The 19,670-nt window shown below is 36.7% G+C and carries 25 protein-coding genes and 1 tRNA gene; 20 read left to right on the forward strand and 6 right to left on the reverse strand.

The window, feature by feature from the left end:
* Window positions 1–69: 69 nt before the first annotated feature.
* The 6 genes from FIT61_RS06510 (at window position 70) to FIT61_RS06535 (ending at window position 2,688) form a co-directional block, all read left to right on the forward strand.
* The gene (locus tag FIT61_RS06510) at window positions 70–534 is read left to right on the forward strand and encodes a MarR family winged helix-turn-helix transcriptional regulator (protein ID WP_139883862.1); all 465 of its coding nucleotides are present in this window, start codon (window positions 70–72) and stop codon (window positions 532–534) included.
* Between the two features lie 170 nt (window positions 535–704).
* The gene (locus FIT61_RS06515; RefSeq protein WP_222845041.1) at window positions 705–1,127 is read left to right on the forward strand and encodes a cupin domain-containing protein; all 423 of its coding nucleotides are present in this window, start codon (window positions 705–707) and stop codon (window positions 1,125–1,127) included.
* A 167-nt stretch (window positions 1,128–1,294) separates the two neighbouring features.
* Window positions 1,295–1,370 (forward strand) — tRNA-Phe (locus FIT61_RS06520).
* A gap of 31 nt (window positions 1,371–1,401) precedes the next feature.
* A complete protein-coding gene (locus FIT61_RS06525; protein WP_139873972.1) occupies window positions 1,402–1,704 on the forward strand; it encodes a hypothetical protein in 303 nt (100 codons plus the stop codon).
* Between the two features lie 183 nt (window positions 1,705–1,887).
* The gene (locus FIT61_RS06530) at window positions 1,888–2,196 is read left to right on the forward strand and encodes a hypothetical protein (protein ID WP_139873973.1); all 309 of its coding nucleotides are present in this window, start codon (window positions 1,888–1,890) and stop codon (window positions 2,194–2,196) included.
* A 165-nt stretch (window positions 2,197–2,361) separates the two neighbouring features.
* Window positions 2,362–2,688 carry a uroporphyrinogen-III C-methyltransferase gene (locus FIT61_RS06535; protein ID WP_139873974.1) on the forward strand — a complete coding sequence of 109 codons (327 nt, stop codon included), beginning with the start codon at window positions 2,362–2,364 and terminating at the stop codon, window positions 2,686–2,688.
* Between the two features lie 51 nt (window positions 2,689–2,739).
* On the opposite strand, the gene FIT61_RS06540 is transcribed toward FIT61_RS06535, so the two are convergent.
* A complete protein-coding gene (locus tag FIT61_RS06540) occupies window positions 2,740–4,203 on the reverse strand; it encodes a protein adenylyltransferase SelO (RefSeq protein ID WP_139883866.1) in 1,464 nt (487 codons plus the stop codon).
* A gap of 111 nt (window positions 4,204–4,314) precedes the next feature.
* On the opposite strand from FIT61_RS06540, the gene FIT61_RS06545 reads away from it, so the two are divergent.
* A complete protein-coding gene (locus FIT61_RS06545; RefSeq protein WP_139883868.1) occupies window positions 4,315–4,590 on the forward strand; it encodes a cupin domain-containing protein in 276 nt (91 codons plus the stop codon).
* Between the two features lie 122 nt (window positions 4,591–4,712).
* On the opposite strand, the gene FIT61_RS06550 is transcribed toward FIT61_RS06545, so the two are convergent.
* Entirely contained in the window at window positions 4,713–6,131 is a 1,419-nt protein-coding gene (locus FIT61_RS06550) for an MBL fold metallo-hydrolase RNA specificity domain-containing protein (RefSeq protein ID WP_139883870.1), read from the reverse strand.
* Between the two features lie 401 nt (window positions 6,132–6,532).
* Here FIT61_RS06550 and FIT61_RS06555 point away from each other — a divergent pair, with 401 nt between their 5' ends.
* Both FIT61_RS06555 and FIT61_RS06560 read left to right on the forward strand, forming a co-directional pair.
* On the forward strand, window positions 6,533–7,144 hold the full coding sequence (locus tag FIT61_RS06555; RefSeq protein WP_139883871.1) for a DedA family protein: 612 nt from the start codon (window positions 6,533–6,535) through the stop codon (window positions 7,142–7,144).
* Window positions 7,145–8,047 (forward strand): ROK family protein, encoded by a 903-nt coding sequence (locus FIT61_RS06560; RefSeq protein ID WP_139883873.1) that lies wholly within the window; start codon window positions 7,145–7,147, stop codon window positions 8,045–8,047.
* Here the strand turns inward: FIT61_RS06560 and FIT61_RS06785 are convergent.
* Window positions 8,037–8,210, reverse strand: a complete 174-nt coding sequence (locus tag FIT61_RS06785; RefSeq protein ID WP_187351800.1) for a hypothetical protein — start codon at window positions 8,208–8,210, stop codon at window positions 8,037–8,039. The genes FIT61_RS06560 and FIT61_RS06785 overlap by 11 nt on opposite strands.
* A gap of 42 nt (window positions 8,211–8,252) precedes the next feature.
* A complete protein-coding gene (locus tag FIT61_RS06800; protein WP_222845042.1) occupies window positions 8,253–8,552 on the reverse strand; it encodes an HNH endonuclease signature motif containing protein in 300 nt (99 codons plus the stop codon).
* A gap of 39 nt (window positions 8,553–8,591) precedes the next feature.
* On the opposite strand from FIT61_RS06800, the gene FIT61_RS06570 reads away from it, so the two are divergent.
* Genes FIT61_RS06570 through FIT61_RS06580 form a run of 3 tightly spaced genes read left to right on the forward strand, consistent with a single transcriptional unit; the run spans window position 8,592 to window position 10,882 of the window.
* The gene (locus FIT61_RS06570; RefSeq protein ID WP_139883875.1) at window positions 8,592–9,797 is read left to right on the forward strand and encodes a GNAT family N-acetyltransferase; all 1,206 of its coding nucleotides are present in this window, start codon (window positions 8,592–8,594) and stop codon (window positions 9,795–9,797) included.
* Complete coding sequence (locus tag FIT61_RS06575) at window positions 9,797–10,144, forward strand: DUF3147 family protein (RefSeq protein WP_320410140.1); 348 nt, start codon at window positions 9,797–9,799, stop codon at window positions 10,142–10,144. Before FIT61_RS06570 ends, FIT61_RS06575 begins: the two co-directional genes overlap by 1 nt.
* A gap of 9 nt (window positions 10,145–10,153) precedes the next feature.
* The gene (locus tag FIT61_RS06580; RefSeq protein ID WP_139873982.1) at window positions 10,154–10,882 is read left to right on the forward strand and encodes a lysophospholipid acyltransferase family protein; all 729 of its coding nucleotides are present in this window, start codon (window positions 10,154–10,156) and stop codon (window positions 10,880–10,882) included.
* 4 nt (window positions 10,883–10,886) lie between these two features.
* Here FIT61_RS06580 and FIT61_RS06585 read toward each other — a convergent pair whose 3' ends face one another.
* A complete protein-coding gene (locus FIT61_RS06585; protein WP_139883877.1) occupies window positions 10,887–13,094 on the reverse strand; it encodes a primosomal protein N' in 2,208 nt (735 codons plus the stop codon).
* 76 nt (window positions 13,095–13,170) lie between these two features.
* Here FIT61_RS06585 and argS point away from each other — a divergent pair, with 76 nt between their 5' ends.
* From argS to FIT61_RS06625, 8 genes are all read left to right on the forward strand, one after another.
* A complete protein-coding gene (gene argS, locus FIT61_RS06590) occupies window positions 13,171–14,844 on the forward strand; it encodes an arginine--tRNA ligase (protein ID WP_139883879.1) in 1,674 nt (557 codons plus the stop codon).
* Window positions 14,845–14,859: 15 nt separating this feature from the next.
* Window positions 14,860–15,426, forward strand: a complete 567-nt coding sequence (locus tag FIT61_RS06595) for an SPOR domain-containing protein (protein ID WP_139873985.1) — start codon at window positions 14,860–14,862, stop codon at window positions 15,424–15,426.
* Between the two features lie 11 nt (window positions 15,427–15,437).
* Window positions 15,438–16,070: a thiol:disulfide interchange protein DsbA/DsbL gene (locus FIT61_RS06600; RefSeq protein WP_139873986.1), complete on the forward strand. Its 633-nt coding sequence runs from the start codon at window positions 15,438–15,440 to the stop codon at window positions 16,068–16,070.
* Window positions 16,042–16,836 (forward strand): SDR family oxidoreductase, encoded by a 795-nt coding sequence (locus FIT61_RS06605; protein ID WP_139873987.1) that lies wholly within the window; start codon window positions 16,042–16,044, stop codon window positions 16,834–16,836. Before FIT61_RS06600 ends, FIT61_RS06605 begins: the two co-directional genes overlap by 29 nt.
* A gap of 70 nt (window positions 16,837–16,906) precedes the next feature.
* Complete coding sequence (locus tag FIT61_RS06610; protein ID WP_139873988.1) at window positions 16,907–17,260, forward strand: helix-turn-helix domain-containing protein; 354 nt, start codon at window positions 16,907–16,909, stop codon at window positions 17,258–17,260.
* Window positions 17,260–17,517, forward strand: a complete 258-nt coding sequence (locus FIT61_RS06615) for a hypothetical protein (RefSeq protein ID WP_139873989.1) — start codon at window positions 17,260–17,262, stop codon at window positions 17,515–17,517. Before FIT61_RS06610 ends, FIT61_RS06615 begins: the two co-directional genes overlap by 1 nt.
* Before the next feature lie 17 nt (window positions 17,518–17,534).
* Entirely contained in the window at window positions 17,535–17,942 is a 408-nt protein-coding gene (locus FIT61_RS06620) for a hypothetical protein (RefSeq protein WP_139873990.1), read from the forward strand.
* 86 nt (window positions 17,943–18,028) lie between these two features.
* Window positions 18,029–19,126 (forward strand): alkene reductase, encoded by a 1,098-nt coding sequence (locus FIT61_RS06625; protein WP_139874083.1) that lies wholly within the window; start codon window positions 18,029–18,031, stop codon window positions 19,124–19,126.
* Here the strand turns inward: FIT61_RS06625 and FIT61_RS06630 are convergent.
* Window positions 19,123–19,449, reverse strand: a complete 327-nt coding sequence (locus tag FIT61_RS06630; protein WP_139873991.1) for a hypothetical protein — start codon at window positions 19,447–19,449, stop codon at window positions 19,123–19,125. The two genes, FIT61_RS06625 and FIT61_RS06630, sit on opposite strands and share 4 nt — an antisense overlap.
* Between the last annotated feature and the right edge of the window lie 221 nt (window positions 19,450–19,670).

A 19,670-nucleotide genomic window follows, 5' to 3' on the forward strand; every position in this document is an offset into this window, starting at 1 on the left:
ACTATTTGTTGTAAAAGTATGTAATAATATCATTAAACCTAACATGGATTAGGCTGTAAAATAAGAGGCATGAAAATCAAATTGCAAAAAGAAGTCTTAAAACATTTTAGAGAAATCTATATTCAGGCTAAATCTGAACTAAAAGATAACGTTAAGAAAACAGGTCTTACTGGCTCTCAGCTTTGGATCATGCAGCAAATTTATAATTTCAATGGAATAAGTAATTCAGAGCTCGCAAAGAACCTCACACTTCATGTTTCGACATGTAGTATTCTTGTAAACAAACTAATTAAAAAAGGCCTTGTAGAAAAAGCTCGAAGCCCAACTGACGAAAGAAAGATTATTTTAACTATTACATCAAAAGGTAAGCAATTAATGCTTAAAGCTCCAAAATCGCCAGAAGGTGCCATACCTTCAACATTAAAAAAACTAAGTATTGAAGAATTGGAAGAGCTCAATACAGTTTTAACTAAATTTGCTAAGAAAATGAAGGTGCTTAATAAGGTTTATAAAGATATACCTTTAGATTATTAATATTTAATCTTTTTTAAACAACCGTCAAAAATTTTGACGTCCCCCCCCCCCCAGCTCCAGCCTCAAATGTACTTTTAAATGATATTAACGTGGTTTAAAACTGCGGTACTATATGTCATCCTTTCATACAGACCTTAAGGCCAAAGATGAAGTGTCTAATTTCAATAATAATGTTCGTGCTTTCCATATCTTCATTCGCTCAATCAAACGATGCTCAAACTTATACTAAAAAGAATCAAGGTGAAATAAAAGTCACTCAGATACTGAAAACTACCAAGGACTGGGATGGAAATGCGCTTCCTCCTTACCCATCAAAAAATCCAGAAATTACTATTCTTAGTTATGAAATACCGCCGGGCATAAGATTACCAATGCATAAGCATCTAGTAATTAATGCAGGCATAGTATTGCAAGGGAAGCTGACGGTCATGACTAAGGATGGAAAACAACTGATTCTCAATCCTGGCGATTCAATTGTTGAGTTAGTTAATAGATGGCACTATGGAGTCAATTATGGCTCTGTACCTGTGAAACTCATCATGTTTTATGCAGGAGAGGTTGGGGTTCCCTTGGCGATAAAAGAAAAGAATTAAAGATGTGATGTCGTATTAAACGACTTTACTATCCATAAGATTCTATATGGTCACTTAGCTCAGTCGTCAGGGTTGCGGATTAACCAATAACTGCTTTGGGGAAGATAAAAAGGGCTATTTTTGCTATAATTCCGCTTCTTCACGGTTTTTGTTGTGAAGTTCCATATGGCCAGGTAGCTCAGTCGGTAGAGCAGCGGATTGAAAATCCGCGTGTCGGCAGTTCGATTCTGCCCCTGGCCACCATTCAAATATTAAGTACGATCTAAGGAAAGCAATGAAAAAAAATACAAAAGTAACAATAGCGGTTGCATTAATTGGTTTAGTTGCAACAGCAGCTGTAACATTCAAATATGTTAATGCAAGAGTAAAAATTAAAGAATTAGAAGCTGTTTCACGCTTACAAAATTTAACCTTGATAGCTATTGGCAACAAGGATTATGTGCTTGCTTGTAAATCACAAACTGAAGCAGAAGAATACCTCGGTAAAGTTCACTCAAAAGCTGAAGACTTACTTGGTATGATCCATAAGAGTAATCAGGAGCTATGCGCTAAAGCCCAGAACTCACAATCGAAATAATTTCGAACTAAAAGTCATAAAAAAGCCAGCTTGTGATTCACTCGCTGGCTTTTTTATTTAAATCTACTTAAAAACTCTACATTTAAAAATTACGATTTTGTCATAATTCATTAACAATCATATTCTAGAATGATGTCTTGCATCAAAAGTGCAAAATATTAATTCAACCCAAAAGGAAAAGAAATGAAAAAGTCAGTACGTTTAAGTCTTATTATTGTCGCTGCTGTTGCAGCAATTTCAACTACAGTGGCTGCGTCCACATTCATTCAAAGCAATGAAAAACTTCACGAATTAGAGCGTGCAGCACGCTTACAAAACTTAAGTGTGATCGCTATCAAAAATAACGATTTTGCACTTGCTTGCAAAGCGCAAACTGAGGCTGAAAAAGCACTTGCACAAGCCAATCTTCGCTCAGAAGATGTTGTAGGCATGGTAAATAAATCAAGTGGTGAGCTTTGTTCAAAAGCTGCAAAAGTGATTGCTTTAAAATAATTAGTCGCTGATTTAAAAAAACCCGCTTAATGCGGGTTTTTTTATTTCTCTAAAAATACTCAGTTGCTTTGAGATTGGTGAACTTTCTTATATCATGCCTACCTAAGTAGAGCATGTGTATATAAAAATACTTTTAACTTCAACATAATCAAGAAGGAATCATAGATGGAAAACTCTGGCACTTTTAAAAACATCATCATTGCAATCTTAATCGCAGTAGCAGGTTATTTTTCGTATAGCGCTTATAACGCTGAAGATCAACTAAGTGCACAAACTGCAGAAATTAAAAATTTAAATGGTCAAATTGCAACGCTTAACCAAAAAGTGACTGACTATGAAAAGGCTGATGCTCAAAAGAAAGCTATTGTGGCTGACTTAGAAGCAAAAGTAACAGCCCAAAGTAAGGATCTTGAAGATCTTAAAGCTCAACTTGCAAAATCTATTAAGCCTGCAAAAGCAAAAGAAGCTCCAAAAGCTAAAAAAGCAAAATAATTTCGTTTTTCACACATAAGGTACATTCGCCTTATGTGTGATTTTCTTTTTTTAAGTCCCGCAAAACGTTTGATAAGACTTGTCTTCCTCTAAAGGTGGCTCACTAAATACCTTGGAGTCCTCGTAAGGTTTTTGAAGCGCTGCAATAAAATCATTTAAGAATCTGTAATCTTGATCTTCTACTGCGAGCGACAATGCTTTCTCCACTAAATAATTACGAGGAATGACGGCTGGATTATGTCTTAACATCATAAGCTTTGATGTCGCCTCACCTTCTTTTTGTTTTTGAATGCGATAGAGCCATTTTTTGTACCAAGCTTTAAATGATTCATCTTCAAAAATAGCGTCCTTTAAAATTACATCTGACGAAAGATGTCTGAATGTGAGGGTATAGTCGGCCTTATTTTTTTGCATGAGAATTAACAATTCATTGATTAAATTTATATCACTTGCGTCCTCATCAAATAAACCTATTTTTTGTCGCATGCCTTGTAACCATGATTTCTGAAATTGATCTGAAAAACCATTCACTGATTGAGATGCTAATTGAATAGATTTATCAGTGTCTTGATCTATAAGTGGAAGCAGTGTCTCCGCAAATCTTGCCAGATTCCACTGTGCAATAGGTGCTTGATTGGCATATGCATAGCGACCCTGACGATCGATCGAGCTAAATACAGTTTCAGGATGGTAGCGATCCATAAATGCACAAGGACCATAATCAATCGTTTCACCACTGATCGACATATTGTCTGTATTCATGACACCGTGAATAAAACCCACATGCATCCATTGGCTTACAAGTGAAGCTTGTCTTTCCGTGACTCTATTTAAAAAAGCGAGATAGGGATTGGCTTCTTCTTTACATTCTGAAAAGTGTCGATCAATCGTGTAATCAGCGAGTATTTTTAATTTATTGACATCGTTCAGTGTGGATGCGAATTGAAAAGTACCGACTCGAATATGACTTTTTGCAACCCTTGTGAGTATTGCGCCAGGTAATGATTCTTCCCGCATGACAACGTCTCCGGTCGCTACCACTGCCAGACTTCTTGTCGTTGGGATATTTAAGGCATGCATCGCTTCACTAATGATGTATTCACGAAGCATAGGACCTAATGCGGCACGGCCATCGCCACGTCTAGAATAAGGCGTTTGTCCTGAACCTTTAAATTGAATATCAAAACGTTTGCCATCTGGACTAATCTGTTCGCCTAATAGAACTGCTCTTCCATCACCTAATAGAGTGAAGTGTCCAAATTGATGCCCTGCATAAGCTTGTGCTATAGGGTATGCTTTTTCAGGAATTTCATTGCCAGAAAAAATATTGGTCCACGCTTCAAGGCTCAAACTTTCTTTATCTAGTCCTAAAGATTTTAATAAAGGCTCATTGAGTAAAATAAGTTTTGGATTTGATACTTCTATTGGGAGCTGCTCCACAAAAAAATCTTTAGGAAGCTTTATATAGGTTTGATCAAAATGCCAACCCACTTTTTCTGACTTTTGCTTATTCATTGAATGAATCTTGGGAAGGAAGACATGTGTTCTAAATTGAGCATGATGATTTACTAATATTTTAATATGCTTATTATAATGAATTATCCATTCATCTTATGGGAGGCCGTGATGTCTAAAATTATTGTTGAAAAAAATCCAAGCGAAGAGAGACTTAATGATTTAGGTATAAAGTCTTGTCCCACATGGTCAAAAGAGCCATCCACTTTCCCATGGAGTTATTCGGAACAAGAGATTGCCTATATTCTAGAAGGTGAAGTGACAGTGACGCCTGACGGTGGCGAGCCTGTTAATTTTGGTAAGGGTGATCTTGTTACCTTTAAAGAAGGATTGTCTTGCACTTGGCATGTTAAAAAAGCGCTGAAGAAACATTATCACTTTGGTTAATGAAAAGATTGAATCAGTAGCAGTTGAGACTTCTTTAAGCTCCGTTATCACATAAAAAATAAATGACGAAGAAATCAAGTGATTCAAGATAGCCTAGGTTTATCTCTTAAAAAGTTTAGCGATTAGCTAATATCAAACGTGCTTTGAAGCGTTGGAATAATGACATCATTCCAATTTAAAGTTTCTCGAATCGATTGCACAAAATGAACAGAAGCTGAGGGTTCGCCATGAACCACAAAAACATGTTTTGGTTTTTGTTTAAATCCTTTTAACCATTTCAATAAATTATCTCGATCAGCATGTGCTGATAAACCGCCTAATGTATGAATGGAAGCTTTGACATCTACATACTCACCCATAATTTTTACTGAAACGGCTTCATCTACTAGTCGACGGCCCAAAGTTCTTAGCGCTTGAAATCCTGTAATCACAATGGCATTTTTTTCAAAAGGCAAATTATTAATTAGATGATGAAGAATTCTTCCCGCCTGACACATTCCGCTCGACGAAATAATAATCGCACCACTTTTTAATCGGTTTAATGATTTTGATTCTTCTACGTCACCTACAAATCGCACATCAATTTTATTCTTATGATCAAGAAGCCATTGGTAAAGTAATTTTGCATCATCATCAAGCTCATCCATGCAAGCAGTTGTAAGTTCCGTGACTTTTGTCGCCATAGGTGAATCGACCCACACATTTAAATGAGGTAAACGTTCTCGCCGAATGAGGTCTGCTAGGATGAATAGTATTTCTTGTGTTCTTCCTACAGCGAAAGCTGGCATGATAACGTTTCCGCCTCTTTCTAATGTCTGCGTCACAATCTCGACTAACTCATTTTCTGTTTCTTTGATATTTCGATGAAGTCGATCTCCATAAGTGGATTCAACTATTAATACATCTGCCGATTCAATCAATGAAGGCTGACGGAAGATAGGCTTTTCAAACATGCCTAGGTCGCCTGAAAAAACCAAGCGCTTTGAAGCTTCATTTTTTTCTTTAACATCGATAACTGCAATTGAAGAGCCTAAAATATGTCCCGCTTCTTCAAATGTCACTTCAATACTAGGGGTAGGTGAAAACTTCTTAGCATAAGGAATCGCTTTGACTTGATTCAATGATTCGATCGCTTGCTTGGTGTCGTACAAAAGAACAGGCATATCGCCACGCCATTTGCCCAATTTATTTTTTCTCTCCGCCCGCTCGAAATCAGAGACTTGAATATGCGCGCTATCAAGCAACATAATTTCAAGTAATTTTGCAGTCGTAGTCGTACAGTAGATTGGTCCTTTGAATCCTTCGGCACATAACCTTGGAATGAGCCCGCAATGATCTATATGTGCATGCGTGAGAACTAGAAAAGAAATCTCTTCTGGATGCAGGGGTAATAATTTTTGATTTTTTTCATCAGCTTCACGCGCACCTTGAAACATGCCGTAATCTACCAAGAATTTACATGATGACTCTTCAAGGCTGGTATGAATTAAATACTTGGATCCCGTAACTTCGCCCGCTGCGCCTAAAAATTGTATTTGCATTTAACTCTCTTTAGAAATTATGCATGCCATGCATAATAGATTTGATCGTTTAATAACTAAAAGTTACTTACATGAAATTTCTAAACTGTAAGGCAGGCTTGTTGATTTATCCACAAGACTATAATCCTTTGAACATAACTTCTCTGCTTTTGCATAACAAGCATCCCAAAAGGCACAGTTGATAATATAAGTTTGACTTGTATTCGATAGTTTACTCTGATTTGTATAAGTCATCATGCTGCAACTTGAGAGTAAGGCAAATAGAAATAAAACTGTCATCTGTTTCATATATGTTTTTTTTAGAGTTCGATTATTCATTATAGTAAAGATTTACTGATTCATTATAGGTTTATGTAACATAAGATAGAATTCAATATCAACTTTAATTGGGCTATTAAGTAATGCTAGAGAAATTGATCGGATTATTGGCTGTTTGGATTATGAGCGTCATATCCAGTATGGGATATGGAGGCATCGTCCTATTGATGGCCATCGAGTCAGCTTGCATTCCATTGCCCTCGGAAATTATTATGCCTTTTGCGGGGTACCTTGTTTATAAAAGCGAGATGGTGCTTTGGGTCGTCGCTTTCATGGGTGCACTAGGATGTGTATTGGGCTCTATACCTGCTTATTATGTTGGTAAAACAGGCGGAAGAAATCTTGCTGAAAAATATGGTCGCTTCGTACTTATTTCTAAAAAAGATTTACAGATGGCGGATGATTGGTTTAAAAATTATGGTGAGATCATTATTTTTATAGGCCGCCTCCTTCCTGCAGTGAGAACTTTTATAGCACTTCCTGCAGGTATTGCAAGAATGAATATGTCGAAATTCATTATCTATACGTTTGTAGGTTCCTTTATATGGTGCTGGACACTCGCATATATTGGCATGGTATTTGGTGAACAATGGGACACATTAAAAGTTTACTTTCACGAATTTCATTATGTGATTGCAGGTGCTGCAGTAATCTTTATCGCCTGGTATATCAAACGTCATTTTCAAAATAATTAAATGGCCTCCAATTATCATATTGGTATTGATTTAGGTGGTACTAAGATTGAGGTGGCTGTATTAGATAGTCAGGACAAGATTCTCTTTCGAGAAAGATTATTCACAGAAGCTCATTTAGGTAGTGAACATATCTTTGATCAAATTCATGCGCTCTACTCGAAAGCAGTTATGTCAATACAAAATAAATCGCATACACTTGGCTTAGGCACGCCTGGTTCTATTTCAAAAAAAACACATCTACTAAAAAACTCCAATACCCTTTGTTTGAATGATTTGCCAATGCAAGCTCTTCTTGAAGATAAATTAGTGCATGACATCGTCATTGAAAATGATGCTAATTGTTTTGCGCTCGCAGAAGCAAAAATGGGTGCTGGCATAGGATATCCTTCGGTGTTTGGTGTCATTATGGGAACTGGCTGTGGGGGTGGCATCGTATTTGATGGAAAAATTAGACAAGGCCCACAAAATATTTCGGGTGAGTGGGGTCATATGGTGATTGATCCTCAAGGGTCGCCCTGTTATTGCGGCGCAAGTGGTTGTGTTGAGACCTTTATATCAGGAGGTGGCTTAGAAAAAAGAATTAAAAATACAACGGGCAACTCGATCTCAGCAATGGATTTTTTTAGAATCCCATTAAAAGATGAGTCTTTAAAAAAAATTAAACAAGATTTCTATGTCCGTTTTGGACAAGCCTTAGCTAATCTTATTAATATTCTGGATCCTGACATTGTCGTCTTAGGTGGCGGACTTTCCAATGAAGGAAGTTTATATAAAGAAGGCATTGAAGAAGTTTATAAGCGTATTTTTAATGATGTGCCTACAACACCTATCGTTAAGAATATATTAGGTGATTCGGCGGGCGTCATTGGTGCGGCCTTAATTGGTGAGCGACTTACTCAGTAATCGTTTTTTCTTTTTCAATTCTATAGTGACAATTTGGCAAATGATTTTCAAGTAAGCCGTTAATTTTCACTGTATCTATTTTGCAGTATTTACATTGATAGGCATGTAATGCATCGCCCTGATGCTCTTGAGGATAGTCGATATAAAAAATTTGTCGTTTCATATGTAGATTATATTACTTGAAATCACATCTCAAAATAAAAAGTTATTCCCATTTATCTTTTTCTTTTGACTCTTCTAAAGTCTGCCATTGCATATTAGATGCATCATCTAACCCACCTCGCTTTAAGGGAATGATGTGATCAATAATATAGCCGGGACAAGCCCCAAAAGATTTCCCTGTTGATGGGCACGGCTGCATTTTTTTAAATGCTTTTTTTACATCAAGACTTCTTTTAATCCGGCCATGATTATCTCGCTCACAACTCACGCAATAATCTGAATAAACTGCAAAAAGTGAGCTGCTAAAAAAAAGTATAGTTATAAAAAATAAAAATTTCTGCATAAGTCAAGAATTATAAGGTTTTAAGTATAATTCTCATAAATGATACATCAGCTCACTCTTGAATGGCTTAATTCTGAATCGCAAATTCCGCAAGCGCTCTGGGATAATTGCTTCCCAGCTCCATACGAAGGTCAATGGTGGTATCGATCCCTTGAATGCTCTCATCTTGAAAAACAATTCACTTTTACCTACGGACTGATTTCCTATAATAGTCAACCCGTCGGTATAGTACCTGCCTTTGTTATGGATGTGCCTATCGAACTTTTAACGCCCCCCATATTTCTTCCTTTAGCGAAATTAATAGGCAAAATCATCCCATCCTTTTTATATCAACGTATTTTTTTTATAGGAACCGCCTGCTCTGATGAAGGACATATCGGAATTGACCCGCAGTTTTTAAAAAATAACGAGATCACTCAAGATGATATTTTTCTTTGCGTGCAAGAAGCTGCTGAAAAACAAGCAAAAAAATATAATACGTCTATGTTGGTATGGAAAGATTTTCCAGAGGCATCTCATCAAACACTCTCAAAAATTTCTACATCTAAAAATCTATTCCCGCTTGTAGGACTTCCATCAACACTACTTAAGCTTGAAGGAAATGAAACGGAGGACTACTTTGCATCACTTAAAACATCGCAAAGATATCAACTTAGACAGAAATTAAAAAAAGGCCTCTCGGCCCCGCTCGATGTCAGCGTCATTCATTTGCCAGACAATCAGACCCTTCATCAACTTTATCGCCTATTTTCAAAAACTTATATAAAAGAAAAAAATAGATTCGAAGAGCTGACACCAGAATTTTTTGAGTTTATCTCTCGTGAGAAAGAAGCCCACTTTATTATTCTAAGACATCAATCTTCAAATGAAATAATTGCTTTTATGCTATGTTTTCACTTAAACGATCATGTGATTAATAAATTTATAGGTATTGATTATGAAGCTCCACAGGATTGGTTTATTTATTTTCGATTATGGATTGAATGTATCAACTGGTCATACAAAATTGGTGCCAAAACTATTCAAAGTGGCCAAGCAGCCTACCCTGCTAAAATTGAAACTGGTCATCAACTCATTTCTTTAACAAATTTTTGTAAGCATCGAAATATAATCATTCATAAAATTTATAAAAAAATTGCTAGTTTCGTAGACTGGGATATGCTCGATCAGAATCTAGCGATTTACTTAAAAGCTTGTCCTGAAGAAAAACCAAATCTAGACTCTTTAAGAGAAGAAAGGCAATGATGTGGATTTTATTTAAACTTTTAATGACCTCAGGTATGGTGGTTTTAATTTCTGAGGTAGCTAAAAAAAGTGACCGATTAGGCGGACTCATAGCTGCGCTGCCCCTCGTGACTGTACTTACTTTAATTTGGCTCTATATAGAAAAACAGCCGGAATCTAAAATTGCAAATCATGCTTGGTACACCTTTTGGTACGTTGTGCCCACGCTCCCCATGTTCTTAACGTTTCCTTTTTTACTGAAGCGATTTGGCTTTTGGCCAACGCTCGGTATCTCCGTTGTCATTACTTTGATCGCATTTTATGTTTTTGCAAAAATTGTAAAGCTTTATGGTATCGAACTTTTATGAGCGCTCTCTATGAACTTTATTTTTAAATCTATCTTGATGGCTTTACATTTACTTTTAGCAGTGATTCTTTGTATCGCTATGATTATACTTCCAAGAAATATCAGTGGTGTTCTTATTCAACACTGGGCAAAACGTCTTTTACGTATTTTAAAAATAAAAATTACGCTTTCTGGAGAGGTTTTAAATTTTTTAAATAAAGATACTTATCTTGTGGTTTCAAACCACATTTCATGGCTTGATATTCCTCTGATCTTTTCATTAAAACCTATCACGTTTGTCTCTACATCTGATGTCAAAATGTGGCCCATTATTGGAATGCTCGCTAAAATTTCCGGCGCCATTTTTATTGATCGCAATCGCAAATCAAGCTTGCTTGAAGTGATTCAGGCAATGAATCATCATTTCAAAAATCATAAGCAGTCGATATGTATTTTCCCTGAAGGTATTACGTCAAATGGATATCAAGTGCTTCCATTTAAGAGCAACTTATTTCAATCAGCTTTCGAAGCTAATAAATTACTTCTACCCCTGTCGATTAAATACAAAGAAAATAATGTGATTACAAATCGTACAAGTTTTCATGGTTCGACAACTTTATTTCAATCCTTCAAACGTATTGCCAAATCAAATCAAATTGAAGTTGTTTTAGATATTGGACATCCAGTCAAACCTACTCAATCAAGAAAAGACCTATCTGTCAAACTTCAGGAAGCTATTGCATTAAAAATTAGTAGATAACTTTTTAAAATTCTAAAGGGTCAATATCTACTACCCATTTCACTTTTTGACCTAATTTATTTTCACGTAAAAAAGTTACCCATTCATCAAGTAATTTTTGTAATGCAACACGAGAGCTTGCTTGTAAAACTAATTGCGCTCTTTCCATGCCTTTTAATCTTTCCATGATAGGTCGAACTGGATTATAAACAGTCACGTGATGACTTAAGTTCTGGGCTTTTTGCATAGCCTCATTTAAAAACTTCATCACATGCGTCAATTCGTGCGCTTCCGCTTTTAAGAGCACTAGAAACGCGAAAGGACTTAGCTCTGCTAATTCCCTTTCTTTTAAAAGCTCATTCGCAAAGTGTTCGTAATCATGCGTTTTTAAAGCTTCAAATAAAGGGTGATTTGGAAATGCAGTTTGAATATAGACTTCACCTTTTATATTGGCACGGCCTGCACGGCCACTCACTTGCATCAGCTGCGAAAATAAGCGTTCGCTTGCTCTAAAGTCGGGGCTATATAAAGCCTGGTCCGTATCTAGAACACCAACTAAACTTAAGTGAGGGAAGTCGTGACCCTTAGAGAGCATTTGAGTACCAATTAAAATATCGATCTCACGATTTTTCATTTTTAAGAATAAATCATTGAGCGCTTCTTTAGTTCTCGTTGAATCTCGGTCTACTCTTAAAATACGCGCTTCAGGAAAAAATTCTTTTAAAGTTTCTTCAATGCGCTGCGTACCTAAACCTGTAGGATATAAATCTGTGTTGCCGCATGAGGGACACTGTTGTGGCATTTTTTCATCATGGCCACAGTGATGGCAACGTAATCTTTTTTGATTTAAGTGCACCACTAAACGACTGCTGCAACGATGGCATTGTCCTGTCCACTGGCACGACGAACATAAGAGGACGGGCGCAAAGCCTCGTCGATTAATAAAAATAAGACTCTGTTCTTTTTTGTTTAAACGATCGCGAATAGCTTCAATAAGATAGGGTGAAAAACCTTTAGTGACTGCAGACTTTGAAATATCAATACACTTAATTTCGGGGAGTGTTGAATCTTGAACTGCGCGCGAGGTTAATTTTAGAAACCCAAATTTTTTTGCATCTTTAGTTTTAGTCGCATTAAACCAGGTTTCAAGAGAAGGTGTAGCAGTACCCATGACAATTGGAATATTTTCAGATTTGGCACGGAAGATTGCAACATCTCTCGCATGATAACGTAAACCCTCTTGTTGTTTAAAAGATGCATCATGCTCTTCATCGATAATGATGAGAGACAGATGTGGCATTGGTGTAAAAATACTTAATCGTGTTCCAATGATAATTTGGGCAGCGCCCTCTTTAGCCAGTCGCCAATGGGTTAAGCGCTCGTTATCCGTTAAGTGGCTATGAAGGGTGACGAGCATATATTTTTCAAAACGCGATCTAAATCGACTCTCGAGTTGCGGTGTTAAATTAATTTCAGGAACGAGTACAAGTACCTGTGCATGTTCTTTTTGTAATGCTGCCTCAATTAATCGAATATACACTTCCGTTTTTCCACTGCCAGTAATCCCATAGAGTAACCAAGGTGTAAATTTTTGTTTTTTTTCTAATATGGCATCAAGCGCTTTTTGTTGATCGCTATTTAAAGATGGAATAGGGGCTTCTTTATACACTTTGCTATCTAAAGTCACTTCATTTTTGTCAATCCAACCCATCTCATCTAACGTTTCGATTGATTTTTTCCAAGTGCTGCTGATCGAACGAAGACTCGCTTCATCGAGTTCTTTGGCATCAATTAAAGCCATGACGATACGTTTTAAAATGGTTTGCCGAGGCGGCAATTGATCGACACCTAATTGAATTGCTTCAGGAGTTAAGCGATAAAGATACTTCTTTATCATCGCCTTAGTATTTAATTTTTTTAGTCGAGATGGCACCGCGGACAAAATCGTTTGCCCAAGAGGATAGTGATAATACTGACTACAGAATTGAAAGAGCTTAAAACTTTGCTCATCAAAAATGACTTCCGGGTCAAGACGTATAATAGACTTTAGTTTTGTTGATTCGATTGAGCTGGTATCAGAAACACCTACTACAACACCAATCATTTTGCGGGCACCAAAAGGTACCACCACATACTGTCCAATCTGAGTATTTGGATTCTCAGTCTTATAGTCAAATACCCGATCGAGTGGGACATCGAGGGCAACTTTTAGAATATGAAGTGCGTGAGTCATAGTGTTAGTTTTTAAGGGGAGTCCATCAATTCTAAGTTAAAATAAACGCTTTAAACGTTACCTATCATTCTAAGACGTGAAATCGCATCTTCTACAATTATTGTTGCCCGTCGCACAATCAATACATCCTGAGATTTTAGCGAATTCTATTCAATTAGATCGTCCTAAATCGATCGAGCATGGTGATTTTTCAACCAATTTAGCCATGATGCTCGCTAAGCCTTTGAAAAAAAATCCACGGGAATTAGCGGCCCTCATCATTGAGAAGTTACCTTCTTCGCCTTTTATTGAAAAAGTTGAAATTGCAGGTGCAGGTTTTATTAATTTCTATTTCAATGAAAGAGCACGCACCTTCATTATCCATGAGATTTTAAAAAATCCGGAGGCTTACGGACAAAATACTTCGGGTCATGATGAAAACGGTAAGCCTCAAAAAATCCAAATTGAGTTTGTATCCGCGAACCCCACGGGACCCCTTCATGTCGGTCATGGTCGAGGTGCTGCCATTGGTGATTCCTTAGCGAGACTTCTAAAATTTAATGGTTGGGATGTAACGCGCGAATTTTATTACAACGATGCCGGTGCACAAATTGATAATCTTACAAAATCAGTCCATGCGAGATGCCACAATATGGATCCATCAGATCCTGCATTCCCTGAAGATGGCTATCGTGGTGAATACATTGTCGAGATTGCGAATACTTTTTTAAATAAAGAGAGTATTGAGTGCGAAGGTAAAACAATTAAAGCATCCGGCAACATCAATGACTTAGAGTCCATTCGCCAATTCAGCGTTGCGTATTTAAGACATGAACAAGATCAGGATTTAAATGCATTCCAAATTAAATTTGATGTCTTCACGCTTGAATCTTCTTTCTACCAAAATGGCCAGATTGAAAAGGTTGTAGCGTCTCTGATTAAAAATGGTTTTACTTATGAAGAAGACAATGCGCTCTGGTTAAAAACCACAGCGTTTGGTGATGACAAAAATCGTGTTATGAAAAAATCAGATGGCAGTTATACCTATTTCATTCCTGACGTAGCTTATCACCTCAATAAATGGGAGCGGGGTTTTAAACGCGTCATTAACGAACAAGGTTCGGACCATCACAGCACTATTACGCGAGTAAGAGCAGGGCTTCAATCATTAAAACTTGGCATTCCTGAAACCTATCCTGAATATGTGCTTCATCAAATGATTACCGTGATGAAGGGTGGCGAAGAAGTGAAGCTTTCGAAACGTGCTGGTAGCTATGTAACGCTTCGAGATTTGATTGATGAGGTGGGTTGTGATGCCACGCGCTATTTCTTGGTGGCTCGTAAACCTGACTCACAACTTGTTTTTGATATTGACTTAGCCAAAACTCAAAATTCGGATAATCCTGTGTATTACATTCAATATGCGCATGCGCGTATTGCCGGAGTTTTAAAACAATGGGGCGGAGATATCGATCAACTAATTAAAGTGAATGTAGATAATCTTAAATCTTCCCAGGAATTAATGCTCATAAAACGCTTAAGCGAATTTCCGGAAATAGTGTTACATGCAGGTGTTGAATTAGCCCCCCATACCATTGCAAACTATTTAAAAGACTGTGCGGCAGATCTTCATAGCTATTATAATGACACTAAGTTTTTAGTTGAAAATGAAGATGAAAAACTAGCGCGCTTAAGTTTAATTCGAGCAACGCAGGTGGTATTAAAAAATGGCCTAGATCTTCTTGGCGTCAACGCTCCGGAAAAAATGTAGCTTAATAAGGTGAATATGGAAAAGGGTAAATCGGGTAGTTCTTTTGTGAATGGCCTTTTTATGGGCATTTTAATGGGCATTGGCTTATCGATTGCTATTACTGTTTTTATTACTAATGGTAAAAGTCCTTTTGTAACCAAGGACACGAATGGTGCTTGTATAGAAATCCAAGGAGCAAAGCCTGAGGGTGAAGCGACGAATGACGCTATTCAAGACCAGCCGACTAAATTTGATTTTTATAATATATTGCCTAATGGTGATAAAGATATCTCAGATCGTGAAACAACACAGGCTTTAAAAAATCCAGCGAATATTCCACAAAAAGAAGTGTACTTTTATCAAGTAGGCTCATTTACAACAGATAAAGATGCAGATAATACCAAAGCAAAATTGGCACTTTTAGGATTTGAAGCGGTCGTACTGACAGCACCGTCTCAAAATAATGAAATAGTGCATAAAGTAAGGGTGGGTCCTATGACCGACGACGCACAGATTATGAAAACAAAAAATGATCTCATTAAAAATGGCTTTAAACCGATCTTAGTCAAAGCAACACTTAACAATACAAACTCGAATAATTAAGGATATCTTCAATGAAAAAAATCTTATTCATTTTTTTAATGCTTTTTACATCCATTTCTTTTGCGGCAGCACCTGAAGCTGGTGTTAATTTTGATAAAACAGTCCAAACTGTCCCCACAGATAACAAAGATAAAATTGAGGTCATAGAGCTCTTTTGGTATGGCTGTATTCACTGCTACCAAATGGATCCTATGCTGAATGATTGGGTAAAAAAATTACCTAAGGATGTTTACTTTAAACGTATGCCGGCTATTCCTCGTCCAGATTGGGCGCCGATGGCCAGAGCTTTTTATGCAATGGAAACTCTAGGTGTAGCTGAGAAACTACATACAGCTATATTTGATGCGGTTCATAAGGAACGCACCCTTAACCCAGCTGACGAAAAAGCGATTCTGCAATGGGTGACATTAAAAGCAGGCCTTGATCGTAAAAAAGTAGAGGACGCTTTTAATTCATTCTCTATGAATGCTTCTCTAAACAAAGCTGCGCAGGTTTTTAGAGCATCAGGTGCGACAGGTGTGCCTACAATCATGATTGATGGTAAGTACATTACTTCAAGCACGATGGCGGGTGGCAATAATGAAGCACTTCAAATTGCTGACTTCATCATCAACAATGTCAGAAAAGATCGCAATAAAAAATAAAACTTTAAAAGTCTTTATCACCGGTGCCACAAGTGGCATCGGTGATTCATTAGCCCGTCAGTATGCAAATCAAGGCGCTACCCTAGGTTTAGTAGGGCGGCGCCTGGAACTGCTTCAAAAAATCAAATCAAAAATTAAAACGCCCTGTGAGATTTATGGAATAGATGTCACTGATCAAAAAGATCTTCAAAAAGCAGCTAATCATTTCATCAAAAAATACGGGGCTCCTGATATTGTCATTGCCAATGCAGGAGTGAGTACCGGAACGCTTGCAGGTGAAAAAGAAGACCTTCGTACATTTAAACGTGTCATCGAAATTAATTTATTTGGGGTGATTCACACTTTTCTGCCATTTATTGAAGCTTTTAAAAAACAAAAAACAGGTCAATTAGTAGGCATTGCAAGTGTGGCTGGCATTAGAGGTTTACCTGGATCCGGAGCTTATAGTGCTTCAAAAGCAGCACTTATTAATTATTTAGAAAGTCTTCGTATAGAAATGAAGCCTTTTGGTATTCATGTTACAACCATTGCACCAGGCTTTATTCACACGCCTATGACCAAGCATAATCGATATGCCATGCCTTTTATTTTAGATGTCGATGTTGCGGTATCTCGTTTTATGAAAGCCATTCAGAACAAAAAAGGCTTTGTGATTATTCCTTGGCAAATGGATATTGTGGGGACTATCATGAAGCTTCTTCCGACATCTATGTGGGACTTTTTAGCAAAAAGCGGCCCTAAAAAAAACAGGAAAATGATTCAGTAATATCCACATCACGTATATCCTTAAAACGTAAAATAAATTAAAATGTAGTCATTAACTACATTTTTTATTTATGTCAAACCTCGAATATAACGGCCAAGTGCTTGCAAAAGCGCGTCGTGAATTAAAACTTAAAGCTGATGATGTTGCAACAGAATTGTGTTTATCTGTGCAACAAGTCCAAGCGATTGAAAATAATCTAGGTGCTTTTTTTCATTCCAATAAATTAAAGCAAGCGGTCATTAAGCGCTATTGTCGCTTTCTTAATATTGATGTGAACTCTGTCATCACTCAATATGAATTAGATGAAACTGATACTAGTTTTCAAGACATTAAAAAAGATAATTTTGGTAAGCGCTTTAAAAAATATGTTTATCTCTCAATTGCAGCGTTTATTACTACACTTGTTTGGAAACTTTTTGCATAATGGTCCAAAAATTAAGAGAATTATTTTTTCAATTAAGAACTCGGCATTTCAAATTTATTGAACGCAGAAAATCACTACATTTTGAGGTATCAGGTTATTATCCATATCAAATTATGGACATTGGTGAGAGTTTTTTAATTGGTAATACAAATATAGAGATACTAAATAAAAAACATAAAATAATTAATAAAAAACTTAAAAAAACTTTTTTAGCTAAAATAGAGACTGATGGTATTCGAATAATGCGTATTCAATAAAACATAAGGAAAACAAAATGGAATTTGATCAAAAAGAAGAAGCGCCTTTTAATATCCCAGAAAAGAAGAAAGCAGATAAAAAGACTCTCGCTATCTATATCATTACTGGCTTTATTTCAGTGAGTTCTCTTATCTATGGTTATGCAAGTTATCAGGCGGCCTATTTTAAAGACGCTGAAATCCAAAAGCTTAAATCAGAGTTAGAAGATGCCAACACAAAATTGTTGCGTATTGATGCTCTTGAAAATCAAGTGAAAGAGTTGGAAGCATCATTGCTGGCAAAAGCGGCTGCGAAAGCTGAGTCAAAAAAGGCAACGAAAGTCTCAGCAAAAAAAGACATTAAAAAAGTAAATACTACTAAAAAAGCTTTAAAGAAATCAAAAATGACAACTAAGGCTAAAGAAAAAAAGTCAGTTAAAAAGTAAGTCGGTTTAATGTCATTCACGCCCTATTTGAGAGTAGAATAGGGCTCTTCAATTTGCAACTTCAATCAAATTTCAAAAATATCTTTATGACAACACATGCACTTTATAACTCATATCAATTAGGCAATTTAACTCTTAATAATCGGTGCGTTATGGCGCCACTCACTCGAAATCGTGCTAATGAGAAGCGTGAACCTGTCGATTTAAATGTCACCTATTATGAGCAACGCGCAACTGCCGGTTTAATCATAGCCGAAGCGACTCAAATTTGTCCTGTGGGCCAAGGTTATATTTCAACACCTGGTATTTATTCTGAGGGTCAAATTGAAGGCTGGAGAAAAGTGACTGATGCGGTACATAAAAAAAATGGAAAGATTTGTTTGCAACTCTGGCATGTCGGCCGTATTTCACATAGCGAATTACTACCAAACAACATGCCACCTCAAGCCCCTTCAGCAATCAGAGCTAAGGCAAAAACATTTAATAGCAAAGGCTTAGTAGATGTATCAGAACCTAAAGCGTTAGAGATTGATGAAATTAAATCACTCACCAAGCAATATGCTCAAGCCACTTTAAATGCGCAAAAAGCTGGATTTGATATGATTGAAGTTCATGCAGCCAATGGTTATCTTATTGATCAATTTTTAAGAGACAAAACAAATCATCGAATTGATCAATATGGTGGATCGATTGAAAATCGTGCGCGCTTTTTATTAGAGGTAGTTGATGAAATCATCAAAGTCTATCCGGCGAATTTAATCGGCTGTCGTATTTCACCTGCATCTACATTTAATGATATTGATGATTCAGATCCACAAAACTTATATAGCTATGTTGTCACTGAACTAGGTAAAAGAAAATTAGCATATCTTCATATCATTGAAGGCGAAACAGGTGGGCCACGCGATGCCAATCCTAAAGTTAATTTTGCTGAATTAAAAAAGTTATTTAAAACGCATGGTGGTATGAACATTATGACAAACAATGGCTATAACAAGGCCATGGCTGAGAGTGCCATTGAAAATAATGAGGCTGATCTTGTTGCTTTCGGCGTTCCTTTTCTTGCTAATCCAGATTTAGTAAAACGACTTGAAAATAATTACCCACTTAATACGCCAAATCAAAGAACTTTTTATGGTGGTACTGAAAAAGGTTATATCGATTACCCTTTTTATAGCGATTAACTAATTTTATTTTTTGCAGGCTTTTTCGCTGCAGGTTTTTTAGGTTCATCGCCTAAATGAAGGTCTATACCTTTCACTAAATTTTTGAACTCATCTGTGTAAACAATTTTTTTAGCTATCTTTTTTTTGCCATAAAGTGAAATGCCGAAAAAAATAATGGAATATAAGAGAATGACGGTTACAACCACGGTGGTCTCAAAAAAATAATCGCGCACTAAGGTAAGTAACGGGTCTAACCATAACCAACCTTGTTTAACTTGATACTCAAGATTGCCTACCCAGATTGTTTGAACCTCATGTAAATACTCAAATAAAGCCGCCATGTTGAACCTTTCTTAATATTCTTCAAATTATAAGTGAAATCCATGCCCAGAAAAGGAAAGCCTTAAACAAAAGAGATAAAATATAGCTTTAAATTCAACGAATTATTATGAAAATCACAGTTATTGCTTCTGGTTATGTAGGCTTAGTGGGGGCTCTTTATTTAGCCGAGGTCGCGGATTAAACTTTATACCTTAATGTGCATCGAGAGAAAATGCGCATC

It is taken from the genome of Candidatus Methylopumilus rimovensis, assembly GCF_006364615.1.
Taxonomy (GTDB): Bacteria; Pseudomonadota; Gammaproteobacteria; order Burkholderiales; family Methylophilaceae; genus Methylopumilus; species Methylopumilus rimovensis.